Origin of the sequence: Mesorhizobium sp. WSM3626 (genome assembly GCF_000513935.1) — a bacterium.
In the GTDB taxonomy this organism is placed as follows: Bacteria; Pseudomonadota; Alphaproteobacteria; order Rhizobiales; family Rhizobiaceae; genus Mesorhizobium; species Mesorhizobium salmacidum.
Map to the genome: position 1 here is coordinate 107,121 of NZ_AZUY01000018.1, position 12,187 is coordinate 119,307.

The following is a 12,187-nucleotide window of genomic DNA, read 5'->3' on the forward strand; positions in this document are numbered from 1 at the left end:
AGATGCGATATGGTCTTTTGCGGTCCACGTCACGTTGCTTCACAGCACCCGCCGGCGGATGATCGTCGCCAAGGCCAGCGTAGCGCAGATCGCACCAAGCGTGACCGGCAGGCCGACCGCACCAAACACATCCATCACGCCGCCGGTAAGCGGCGGGACCAGAATGCCGCCGACGCCCCACATCAAGGAGAATGCCGCATTGCCGGCAACCAGCGCCGAGCCGGTAAAACGCTCGCCAAGCTCGATGATCGACATCGTGTAGATGCCGTAGGACACCGCGCCCCAGACGAAGACGCAGGGCCAGATCAGCGGGGTATCGATCAGCACCGGCAGCAGCGCACAACCGAACAGCGTCAGCGAGACGCAGATGAAGCGCACCAGGCGGGCCGTCAGCCGCTCGGCCAGCAGGCCAAGCGGCACCTGCATGGCAATGTTGCCGGCAATCATGACCGACAGCAGCGCGGACATGCGAGCCTCCGCGATGCCATGATACGTGCCATAGACAGGCAGCAGCGCCAGCACCGCCTGCTCGAACCCGGCGGCCACGACCACAGCCGACAGAAGCAGCCAGGCGAGAGGCATGAAACCCATCACCGAAACCTGATGCCCGGCCTCGTCCACCCTGGGCAGCCGCGGCAGAACCGATGCCAGGCGGAAGCCGCAGAGCACGAAGGCGCCAATGCCGACAAGGAACGGCGGCCAGCCTTCCGTGCCGACGGCAAGCAGGCAAAGCGGGCCGGTCGCGAAGCCAGCGGAAATGATCGTCGAATAGAGACCCATGATGCGGCCGCGCCGGGCCGGCGGTGCGAGCGCGATCACCCAGATCTCACTGAGCACATAGAGTGGGTTGGTCACTACGCCGATCAGGAAGCGCAGCGGAAACCAGAGATAGACGTTCTGCGTCCAGCCGATCAGCGCCAGCACGACAGCCGAGAGTGCGGCACAGGTGAGCGCCGTGCGCCCTGCCCCGAACCGCCTTGCCAGGCCAGGTATCAGCGGCGATGACAGGATGAAGCCGACAGGCGTCATTGCCGCCGACAGGCCGATCATCGCCGGCGAGACACCCTGGCGCTGCAGGATGAAGCTCAACAGCGGATAGGACAGGCCCTGCGCGATGGCGAACACGGACACGGTTGCGATCACACCGGTGATCGCCGCCCACTGCATCGTCTCGTCGCTTCTCGTGTCCACCAAGTCCATGATCCATAATGCTGTCGTGGTTGCAGACTTAGCGGTTCGGTCCGATGGGAGTAAGTCCCGCGGCCCGAACCGACGCTCGGCTCCAGCCAGACCCTGTCAGGAGCTTCTGCGGCTGGCCGATCTATAGAGCGCGAAGGCGACCAGCAAAGCGTCGAGGGCGACGATCACGGTCGGCAATCCCAGTGGTCCGATCGCTGTTCCCGCTTCGCCTTCGCTCGAGCCGGTTGCGACCATGCTGTCATTCCATGTGTGAGGTGCCGGCTGACCTCCCTGCCGACAGGCTCCACTAGCTGCGGGTTCGATCGGCGGAAAGAAAGGGCCGGCAAGCAAGATCCGCTTGCGCCAACGGATGGATGATCAAGGCGGATGTCGCGTCCACGCAACTGCCGTTCCGGCATGTCGCTTCCCTCGCCCTAGTGGTCGCCGCCTCCGCAATGGCCGGGCGGGCGCCGGTCCATTATGCCGCCCGTTATCGCATTCTACGAGGACCATCATGACCGCCGCCCTACAACCCTCAGAGCCGGCTTTGGCGCCCGACCGTGCCCGCCGGGGCGGTCGCGCCGGAAAGCGCGCCGGTGGCTCGGCCGCGTTCGAGCAGCCGGCTTTCCGCCAGCTGAAAAATCCGCTGACGCCGACCAAGCTGGTTTCCGAGGACGAGCTGGAATCGATCCACCTCGCTTCCTTGCGGGTGTTGCGCGAAATCGGTGTCGACGTTCTGCACGACGAAGCCCGCAGCATCATGAAGGCGCATGGCGCCGATGTGCGCGAGGGCTCGGAGCGCGTGCGCTTTGACAGCGACATGATCCTGGAGCTGGTGTCGAACTGCCCGTCCGAATTCACCATCCACGCCCGCAACCCTGCCCACAATGTGCGCTTTGGCGGCGACAATCTGATCATCTCGATGATGGCGTCGGCGCCCAATTGCTCCGACATCGATCGTGGCCGCCGGCCGGGCAACCAGCAGGATTATCGCAATTTCCTGCGGCTGGCCCAGATGCACAACATCCTGAATTGCACGGGCGGCTATCCGGTCGAGCCGACCGACATCCACCCGTCGGTGCGCCACCTCGAATGCATCCGCGACCTCGCCACGCTGACCGACAAGGTGTTCCACATCTATTCGCTCGGCAAGGAGCGCAATGTCGACGGCATCGAGATCACCCGCATCGCGCGCGGCATCAGCCATGAGCAGTTGCTCACGGAGCCGTCCGTCTTCACCATCATCAACACCAATTCGCCGCTCAAGCTCGACGTGCCGATGATGGAAGGCATCATCCAGATGTCGAGCAAGGGCCAGGTCGTCATCGTCACGCCCTTCACCCTGTCGGGGGCGATGGCTCCCGTCACCATCGCCGGTGCGCTGGTGCAGCAGAATGCCGAAGCACTGTCCGGCATTGCCTTCGCCCAGATGGTCAGGAAGGGCGCGCCGGTCGGCTATGGCGGCTTCACCTCCAATGTCGACATGAAGTCCGGTTCGCCGGCCTTCGGCACGCCCGAATACATGAAGGCGCAGCTGGTCGGTGGCCAGCTTGCCCGCCGCTACAACATTCCCTACCGCACCTCCAACACCTGCGCCGCCAACACGGTCGACGCGCAGGCCGCCTATGAAAGCGTGTTCTCGCTGTGGGGCGCGGTCCAGAGCGGCGGCAATCTGATGATGCATGCCGCCGGCTGGCTCGAGGGCGGCCTGCGCTGCTCCTACGAGAAGACCATTCTGGATATCGACCTCTTGCAGATGGTGGCCGAATTCCTGACCCCGCTAGACCTCTCCGAAGAGGCGCTCGGCTTCGATGCCATCCAGTCGGTCGGCCCCGGCGGGCACTTCTTCGGCACCCAGCACACTCAGGACCGCTACAAGACCGCCTTCTATTCGCCGATCCTCTCGGACTGGCGCAATTTCGAGACCTGGGCGGAAGCCGGCTCGCCGACGGCGCTGGAAAAGGCCAACAAGGTCTGGAAGGAGCGGCTGGCGTCCTATGACGAGCCTTACATGGATCCCGCCATCCGCGAGGAGCTCAACGCCTTCGTCCAGAAGCGCACGGCCGAAGGCGGCGCGCCGACCGACTTTTGATCGTATGCCGCAGTGACCTTTGGCTTCTACGATCGAGGCCAGTCGCGGCGGACTGACCTAGCTGATTCAATCTCTTCAAAAACGGACCTATCTTCATGAAATCCCATGTAAAAGCGGTTGTCATTGGCGGCGGCGTCGTCGGCTGCTCGGTGCTCTATCATCTGGCCAAGGCCGGCTGGACCGACATCATGCTGATCGAGCGCTCGGAGCTCACCTCGGGCTCATCCTGGCACGCCGCCGGCGGCTTCCATACGCTGAACGGCGACCCGAACGTCGCCAAGCTGCAGGCCTATACGGTCCAGCTCTACAAGGAGATCGAGGAGATCTCGGGCCAATCCTGCTCGCTGCACCTGACAGGCGGCGTGATGTTGGCCGATACGCCCGAGCGCATGGACTTCCTGCGCCTTGCCCACGCCAAGGGCCGCTATCTCGGCATGGACACCGAACTGATCACGCCGTCCGAAGCCAAGGCGATGTTCCCGCTGATGGACGAGACCAATTTCGTCGGCGCCATGTGGGATCCGGTTGAAGGCCATCTCGACCCCTCCGGCACCACCATCGCCTATTCCAAGGCGGCGAAAAAACTCGGCGCCGAAATCGTGCTGCGCAACCGTGTGGTCGACCTGACGCAGCAGCCGGACGGCACCTGGAATGTCGTCACCGAACAGGGCATGGTTCACGCCGAGCATGTCGTCAACTGCGGTGGCCTGTGGGCGCGCGAGATCGGCCGCATGGTCGGCGTCGAGCTGCCGGTGCTGGCCATGGAGCACATGTATCTGCTTACCGAACCGATGCCGGAGGTTGAGGAGTTCAACAAGTCGACCGGCCGCGAAATGATCGGCGTGCTCGACTTCAAGGGTGAGATCTACACCCGCCAGGAGCGCAACGGCATCCTGCTCGGTACCTATGAAAAGGCCTGCAAGCCGTGGTCGCCGGTCAACACGCCGTGGGATTTCGGCCATGAACTGCTGCCGCCCGACCTCGACCGCATCGCACCGTCGCTGGAAATCGGCTTCAAGCATTTCCCCGGCATCGAGAAGGCCGGCATCAAGCAGATCATCAACGGCCCCTTCACCTTCGCGCTCGATGGCAACCCGCTGGTCGGCCCGGTTCAGGGACTGACCAATTTCTGGTGTGCCTGCGCCGTGATGGCCGGTTTCAGCCAGGGCGGCGGCGTTGGTCTCGCTCTGTCCAACTGGATGGTCCACGGCGACCCGGGCTTCGACGTCTGGGGCATGGATGTCGCCCGCTTCGGCGAATGGGCCGGCCTGCGCTATACCAACGCCAAGGTGCGCGAAAACTATTCGCGCCGCTTCTCGATCCGCTTCCCCAACGAAGAACTGCCGGCCGCCCGCCCGGCGCAGACGACGCCGCTCTACGACACCATGCTCGCCAACAACGCCGTCATGGGTGATTCGTGGGGCCTCGAAACCCCGTTGTGGTTCGCGCCCAAGGGCAAGGAGCCGAAGGACGTCGTCTCCTTCCACCGCTCCAACGATTTTGGGCCGATCGGCGAGGAAGTGCGCGCCACGCGCGAGCGCGTCGGCGTCACCGAGATCGCCAACTTCGCCAAATACGAAGTGTCGGGACCGGGTGCGGAAGAGTTCCTCAACCGGCTGATGACCAACCGCATGCCGAAGACCGGCCGCATCGTGCTGACGCCGATGATCAACGAGTTCGGCAAGCTGATCGGCGACTTCACCATCGCCAAGGCCGGCGAGGACCGCTTCATGATCTGGGGTTCGTCGGCGGCGCAGAAGTACCACATGCGCTGGTTCGAAAAGCACCTGCCCAAAGACGGATCGGTGCGCATCCACCGTTTCGACCAGACACTGGTCGGCCTCTCCATCGCCGGTCCGAAATCCCGCGACCTCTTGCAGAAACTGGTCGATGTCGACATTTCGACCAAGGCCTTCCGCTTCATGGATTTCCGTGAGATGGCGGTCGGCGGCGCGCCCTGCCTGGTCAACCGCATCACCTACACCGGCGACCTCGGCTACGAGATCTGGATGGCGCCGGCCTATGAGCGCCTCGTCTATAAAGCAATCAAGGATGCCGGCGAAGAATTCGGCGTCGTTGATTTCGGCATGCGCGCCTTGCTGTCGATGCGTCTGGAAAAGAATTTTCCGACCTGGTTCCGCGAGTTGCGGCCGATCTACGGGCCGTTCGAAGGCTCCATGGACCGCTTCATCAAGCTTGAGAAGAACGATTTCATCGGCCGTGAAGCCGCCGCCAAGGAACAGGCGCGAGGGCCAAAACTGCGCCGCGTCTCCTTCATCGTCGATGCAGCGGACGCCGACGTAATGGGCGACGAGCCGATCTGGGCCAAGGTCAGCAAGGATTATGGCACGGTGGAAAAGCCACATGGCTACGGTGCGCCGCGCTTCGACACATCAGGCCAGGAAATACGCGGTTCAAAGGCCGCCGAAGGCGCGTCCGCCGTGCGCGGCATCGTCGATGGCGACTGGCGTGTGGTCGGCTGGGTAACGTCGGGCGGCTATGCGCATTACGTGCAGAAGTCGATGGCACAAGGCTATGTGCCGGCAGCCCTCGCCGAGGATGAAAGTGCCGGACTGTTCGAGATCGAGATTCTTGGATCCCGCCGCCCGGCCCGCATCAATGTCGAAGCGGCTTTCGACCCCAGCGGCGAGAAGATGCGAACCTGAGGTTTCGTCATGGATAGCGGGGCGCCAAAGGGAAGCTTCGGCCACCACCGCAAGATCATGCCGTTTGTATCAGGCTCGATCGAAGCGTTGCGCGAAGCCTCCCGCGAGAAGGCGGCTTCGCTCAACCAGCATGTGCTGGGCTATGGTGCACAAGCTGAAGCGGAATGGGCGGCGGCAGGTATTGCCGCGCCCGACCTGTCGGCGATGCGAAAATACCGGCTCGAGCGCATCCGTGCCGAGCTGAGGCGCCGCGGCTACGCCGGCGCCTTGCTCTACGATCCCGTCAACATCCGCTACGCGACCGACTCTACCAATATGCAGCTCTGGGTCGCGCACAACCCGACGCGGCATTGCTTCGTCGCCACCGACGGGCCGGTGGTGCTGTTCGACTACTTTTCCTGCGAGCACCTGTCAGACCATTCCGGCATCGTCGACGAAGTGCGGCCGGCGGTGTCGTGGATGTATCTCTACAGCGGCGAACTGACCGAGCAAAAAGTCCGCCGCTGGGCCACCGGTATCGCCGATCTGGTCAGGGAGCACGGCGGCGGCAACAGCCGCATCGCCGTCGACCACATCAACCCGGAAGGCGTTGAAGAACTCCACCGCCTTGGTATCTCCATTGGTAACGGCGAAGCGGTGATGGAAAATGCACGGCTGATCAAATCACCGGACGAAATCCTCGCCATGCGCCGCGCCATCGACGCTTGCGAGGCGGCCATGGGCGAGATGGAACAGGCGCTCAAGCCCGGTATCTCCGAAAACGAATTGTGGGCCGAACTCCATCGCGGCAACATCGCGCGCGGCGGCGAATGGATCGAAACGCGGCTGCTGACGTCGGGACCGCGCACCAATCCGTGGTTCCAGGAATGCTCGTCGCGGAACATCGAGGCGGGCGACCTCGTCGCCTTCGACACCGACCTGATCGGCCCCTACGGCTTCTGCGCCGATCTCTCGCGCACCTGGCTGTGCGGCGATACAAAGCCGACCAACGAACAGCGCGACCTGTTCCGCATCGCAGCCGATCAGATCGAACACAACATCGCGTTGATGCAGCCCGGCGTCTCGTTCCGCGACCTTGTCGAACGCTCAGCCATCCCGCCGGGAGACTGCTTCCCGACCCGCTACGGCGTGCTCTACCACGGCGTTGGACTGGCCGACGAATATCCAACTTTGCCGCATGCCAGTGACTGGACGCCAGACACGCCCGATGGCGTGCTTGAACCAGGCATGGTGCTGTGCGTGGAAAGCTATATCGGCCGGCTGGGCGGACGCGAAGGTGTCAAGATCGAGGAGCAGATCCTGATCACCGAGGCCGGCAACGAACAGCTTTCAACCTACCCGTTGGATGCGAGGCTGCTCGGCTAGTCCGGCAAGCGCTTCGCGCATCGAGCGCATGGTCTTTTCCGGCGTCGTCCTGGCGGTGATGTAAGGCAGGCCTTTGCGTCGTGCCGTCCAGCCGACGATCACGACCTTGCGCGCCGCCGGCTCGAAACGCTGCGCCAGCGCCCAGCTTTCGCAGTCGATCGCCGCGATATCCGCTCTGCCTTCGGCGACCGCCACGATCGAGTCGCGATGGCCGCCGCTTTCGCCGCTCGATGAAAATATGTCCAGGTTTTCGCCGGCCGCTTCCAGGTCGCGCGTCAGCGCGATGATGCCCGACATGGAATCGAGGCTGTTGAAGGTAAAGCGCCTCTCTCGGATGAGATCGAGCGGCAGCAAGGCCTTGCCGTCGGCGGGCGACCGAACCTCCGGTCCCTCGCCTGCCCGCATAACCAGCGCGCTCGAATAGAGTTCGCCCTGTCCGCCCTCATAGGCGTCATAGCTTGGCTGGCCAACCACCTGCACATGCCGGGACAGGCCGAGTTCCATCGGCCCCCAGCAGGCCTGCGCGAACAACAGTGCCGGATGCAGCCAGAGCTTATGAGAATCGAATTCGTCCGGCGGCAGCGTCGCAGGATCCGGAGCAATCAGGCCCCCCTGAGCCTCATGGATACCACCCGGCACGACCGGCAGGTCGCCATTGCGGCGCACAATGCTTTGCGGCGCATCGACACCCTTCCGCCGGAAGGCATCGCGCAACGACGTCCACTGCGCATCGACTTCCCCACGCACTTCGGGCCAGTCGTACATTGGCAAAGCCGCAATCAATTCGCTCATGCCGATATCAAACCACGAAGTCGGGAGAAAGGATCGCAAAAAACGCGGCGCCCAATCAGAATTGGCCGACACGGTATCCACGCTATCCGCGGATGCTATTCCTTGGGCGGTTCGGCCGGGACCGGCACCGTGCCAAGCCCATTGATGTTGCGCGCCCTGACGCGCGGCTTGAACGCCCTGCCCGGCTCGGGGGCGCGCCGCAGAACCGGGTGCACGATCGGCTCCTTGGCCTTGAAGGCATAGGCTTTGACCAGTGCGAAATAGTTCGGGTAGGCATAGCCATTGTTCATCCGCAGCCAATCCTCGCGCCGGTCACGGAACAGCTTCGGCAGCCGGTACCAGGCGATGGTCGGGCTCTTGTGATGGACAAAATGCAGATTGTTGTTGAGGAACAGGAGCGACAGCGGCGAGCGCTCGACAATCACCGTGCGGCCTTCCGGATGCTCCGACCACTGATGCTCGGCATAGGTGCGGATCGAGATCAGCGACTGGCCGAGCCAGACCGGCACCAGCACATAGAGCCAGACCGGCATGCCGAACCCGAACTCTACGACCGGCAGCACCATGACAAGGCCGATCGCATGCAGCAGCCAGGCCTTGCGGATCGCCTTGTCGCCGGCGATCGCCTGCTTGGCGTCATCGATGAAGAAGCCGATGCAGGACAGCCATGGTCCAAGCACGAGGCGACCGGCCATGGTGTTGTTGATCTTCAGCACGAATTTCATCAGCGGCGGCAATTCTTCGTGATGCCACAGAGCCTTATAGTAGCTCTCGGGATCGTCCAGCGGATCGGTCAGCCGCTCGTCCGCATGGTGGCGCAGATGAATGGTCTTGAAGCGGCGGAACGGCCAGGCAAGGCCGATCGGCAGGAAGACGAAGGCTTCGTTGAGGAGGGCGTTGCGGGTCGGGTGACCGTGCAGCACTTCATGCATGATCGAGGACTGCAGAGCCAGCGTAACGGCCATCACGATAAGAGCCAGGATGGGATTGGATGGCCAGAGGAAGAGACCGGCGGCGAACCATGTGCCGTAGCAAAAGAATGCGAGAACCACGGTCGGCCATTCGATGGCCGGTCTGCTGCTTCGCCGAATGCTCTTGCCAGTCATGCTATCGACCACTGTCCCTCAGTCGCCGGAACCCCAACTGGTTCCTGACAGTATTGTGTCAGGAGAAGTGATTCCACTCAACGCGACAAAGTGCACAAAATGTTGCGATTGCGCATTTTTGACCGCATATATTGCACATTGTAAACAGACTTAGGGATTAATTTACGCCTTGAGCGCCTATTCACCCAGCCCCGGCGCAAATTTTTCCTCCAGAAGACGGGAGCAAAGGCATGGACAAGCGCGATCTGTCGACGATCTTCCGGGAGCGTCTGAAGCTACTCCTGACAAGGTCCGACCTCAATCAGTCGGCTTTCGCGTCAGCAGTCGGCATCGATCGGTCGGCGCTGTCGCAACTGATGTCGGGCGCCTCGACGCGCCTGCCGCGCGCTGAAACGCTGCTCAACATCGCCGCCGAATTCAAGGTATCGCTGGACTGGCTGCTTGGCCTCAGCCAGGACGAAGGCGTGACCGGCGAAATCCGCGAAAGCCTCGAGATCGAGGAAGCGCCCGACGGCTTCGACCGCACGCTGCTGGCAAAATGGTTCGCTGAAGCGGCCGGCACCAAGATCCGCTATGTGCCGGCCGGCATCCCCGATCTCCTGCGCACTCGCGCGCTCGTCGACTACGAGGCCAACATCACCAATAGGAGTCGCCTGGCGCAGGCCAGCGAGACGCAATACCGCATCGAATACAACCGGCGTCCGGAAACCGACATGGAAGTCTGCATGCCGCGCCACACGCTGGAGATTTTCGCCCGCGGCCTCGGTGTGTGGGACCGTTTCCCGGCGGCAGACCGCCAGCAGCAACTTGCCCATATGGCGATGCTGCTCGACGACCTCTATCCGACCTTCCGCCTGTTCCTCTACGACGGCCGCATGCGCTATTCCATCCCGCTCACCATCTTCGGCCCCTATCGCGCCGCCATCTATGTCGGAGACATGTATGTGGTGCTGAACGCCACCCAGCCGGTCCAGGCCCTGACCCGACACTTCGACAATCTGATCCGCGCCGCCGACATCAACCCGCACGAAGCGGCCGCTTTCGCACGCAATCTGGCCGGTATGTCGTTCGCAGCAGGCACTGTCTGAGCGCGCTGGATACCGCGGGATCGTCAGATCCGCCTCTATGCCTGCCATTCCGACGTCGCAATTTGATTGACTAGACATAAAGACTTCTTTATATCCTTATTCAAATTCCAGGACATGAAAGCCAATCCGATGACGACGCCCAATCCGATCGATGCGCTGCTGGCGGAAAAGGGTGTGCTGCTGGCCGATGGCGCCACGGGCACGAATTTATTCGCCATGGGTCTGGAGGCCGGTGAGGCGCCGGAACTGCTGAACGAAACCGCGCCCGACACCATCACCCGCCTGCACCAGAATTTTGTCGACGCCGGCGCCGACATCATCCTGACCAACTCCTTCGGCGGCACCCGCCACCGGCTCAAGCTGCACCATGCGCAGGATCGCGTGCATGCGCTGAACAAGCGCGCGGCCGAGATTGCGCGGGCCGTTGCCGACAAGGCTGGCCGCAAGGTGATCATTGCCGGTTCGGTCGGCCCGACCGGGGAATTGCTGGTGCCGCTTGGCACCATGACCTATGACGAGGCGGTCGACGCCTTCGCCGAGCAGATCGAGGGTCTCAAGGAAGGTGGCGCCGAAGTCGCCTGGATCGAGACAATGTCGGCGCCCGACGAGATCCGCGCCGCCGCCGAAGCCGCCATCCGCGTCGGCATGCCCTACACCTATACCGGCTCCTTCGACACCGCCGGCCGCACCATGATGGGCCTGTTGCCGAAGGATATCCACGGCGTCACCGATGGCCTGTCGCAAGCCCCGCTCGGCGTTGGCGCCAATTGCGGTGTCGGTGCCTCCGACATCCTGGCCTCGCTGCTCGACATGACCGAGGCGAAGCCGGAGGCGACCGTCATCGTCAAGGGCAATTGCGGCATCCCTGAATTCCGTGGCACCGAGATCCACTATTCCGGCACGCCGGAATTGATGGCTGACTATGTCCGGCTCGCCGTGGATGGCGGAGCCAAAATCATCGGCGGCTGCTGCGGCACCTCGTTTCAGCATCTGGCCGCGATGCGCAAGGCGCTCGACGCCCACACCAAAGCGGCTCGTCCGACGGTCGAAAAAATCGTCGAGCGCATCGGCCCGATGCGCAACAAGGTGGCGACGGCAAACACGGCCGAGACCAGCGAAGCCCGCCGCGAGCGGCGGCGCACCCGCGCCTGACGCGATTTCTTTTTCGGTTATTCGCTGTTGTCGGCGTAGCTCGACTGCGCCGACCTGAAATCGACGACATTGTCGCCGCGCATTGTTGCAAGCGCACCCGATGCGCCGGGATCAGAAATGTGCTCCAGCATGGCGCCGAAGCGGTCGTTGGTCAGTGCCGACATGGCGGTGTGACGGGCCTGCGCGACATCATCGCTGATGCGTCTGGATTCGGCTGACGGGGCTGACGAAACCGCCGAAGCATCCCGTGCCGGCGGAGTAGAGTTGGCGATGGTTCTGATCTGCAATTCGGGCTCCCTCAAGCCTTAGACATGACCGGTGTAGCGAGAGGAAATTGCGATCCGGTACCGGAAATGCAGCGCAATTTAATGATCCGGCGCGCTGCCCTAGGATCTGTTGAGATTCAGGTCAGGCCGAGCCGAAAACAGTGACTTTCGAGAACCGGAGCGGAGCGTACTTAGGTACGTGTTGGGGTGGACGGCCCCCGACGGCGTCGCAATGTGCCAGAATGAGGTCGTTGCAGATCTCAACAAGGGAGACCGTCCGTGGATAAACTTATTCGCATTGGCATGGATACGTCAAAGAGCGTTTTCCAGTTGCATGGGGTGAATGAAGCCGAACAGCCTGTATTGCGCAAGAAGCTGCGGCGCAATCAGGTGCTCGCCTTCTTTGCGGGGCTTCCACCACTGAAGGTTGGCATGGAGGCCTGTGGCGCGGCTCATTACTGGGCGCGGGAGTTGCGCGCGT

The 12,187-nt window shown here is 62.8% G+C and carries 10 protein-coding genes and 1 pseudogene; 6 read left to right on the plus strand and 5 right to left on the minus strand.

Annotation, left to right across the window (positions count from 1 at the left end; genetic code table 11):
- Positions 1-39 precede the first annotated feature (39 nt).
- Together M653_RS0115035 and M653_RS1000000136710 are read right to left on the minus strand one after the other, a co-directional pair.
- The gene (locus M653_RS0115035) at positions 40-1,200 is read right to left on the minus strand and encodes an MFS transporter (RefSeq protein ID WP_027144092.1); all 1,161 of its coding nucleotides are present in this window, start codon (positions 1,198-1,200) and stop codon (positions 40-42) included.
- 96 nt (positions 1,201-1,296) lie between these two features.
- Positions 1,297-1,434 (minus strand): hypothetical protein, encoded by a 138-nt coding sequence (locus M653_RS1000000136710; protein ID WP_156938200.1) that lies wholly within the window; start codon positions 1,432-1,434, stop codon positions 1,297-1,299.
- 259 nt (positions 1,435-1,693) lie between these two features.
- Here M653_RS1000000136710 and M653_RS0115045 point away from each other — a divergent pair, with 259 nt between their 5' ends.
- From M653_RS0115045 to M653_RS0115055, 3 genes are all read left to right on the plus strand, one after another.
- Positions 1,694-3,271: a trimethylamine methyltransferase family protein gene (locus M653_RS0115045; RefSeq protein WP_027144093.1), complete on the plus strand. Its 1,578-nt coding sequence runs from the start codon at positions 1,694-1,696 to the stop codon at positions 3,269-3,271.
- A 95-nt stretch (positions 3,272-3,366) separates the two neighbouring features.
- Positions 3,367-5,937, plus strand: coding sequence for an FAD-dependent oxidoreductase (locus M653_RS0115050; protein ID WP_027144094.1), 2,571 nt, complete (start codon positions 3,367-3,369; stop codon positions 5,935-5,937).
- Between the two features lie 9 nt (positions 5,938-5,946).
- A complete protein-coding gene (locus tag M653_RS0115055; protein ID WP_027144095.1) occupies positions 5,947-7,302 on the plus strand; it encodes a Xaa-Pro peptidase family protein in 1,356 nt (451 codons plus the stop codon).
- Here M653_RS0115055 and M653_RS0115060 read toward each other — a convergent pair.
- Together M653_RS0115060 and M653_RS0115065 are read right to left on the minus strand one after the other, a co-directional pair.
- Entirely contained in the window at positions 7,267-8,094 is an 828-nt protein-coding gene (locus M653_RS0115060; RefSeq protein WP_027144096.1) for a PhnD/SsuA/transferrin family substrate-binding protein, read from the minus strand. The genes M653_RS0115055 and M653_RS0115060 overlap by 36 nt on opposite strands.
- 95 nt (positions 8,095-8,189) lie before the next feature.
- Complete coding sequence (locus M653_RS0115065; protein ID WP_027144097.1) at positions 8,190-9,200, minus strand: fatty acid desaturase; 1,011 nt, start codon at positions 9,198-9,200, stop codon at positions 8,190-8,192.
- Between the two features lie 230 nt (positions 9,201-9,430).
- Here M653_RS0115065 and M653_RS0115070 point away from each other — a divergent pair, with 230 nt between their 5' ends.
- Complete coding sequence (locus M653_RS0115070) at positions 9,431-10,288, plus strand: helix-turn-helix transcriptional regulator (protein WP_027144098.1); 858 nt, start codon at positions 9,431-9,433, stop codon at positions 10,286-10,288.
- Between the two features lie 129 nt (positions 10,289-10,417).
- Positions 10,418-11,440 (plus strand): betaine--homocysteine S-methyltransferase, encoded by a 1,023-nt coding sequence (gene bmt, locus M653_RS0115075; protein ID WP_027144099.1) that lies wholly within the window; start codon positions 10,418-10,420, stop codon positions 11,438-11,440.
- A 17-nt stretch (positions 11,441-11,457) separates the two neighbouring features.
- Here the strand turns inward: bmt and M653_RS1000000137295 are convergent, their stop codons facing one another.
- A complete protein-coding gene (locus tag M653_RS1000000137295) occupies positions 11,458-11,727 on the minus strand; it encodes a hypothetical protein (RefSeq protein WP_027144100.1) in 270 nt (89 codons plus the stop codon).
- Positions 11,728-11,985: 258 nt separating this feature from the next.
- Here M653_RS1000000137295 and M653_RS1000000135595 point away from each other — a divergent pair.
- Positions 11,986-12,187: pseudogene (locus M653_RS1000000135595) on the plus strand (IS110 family transposase); the annotation flags it as partial.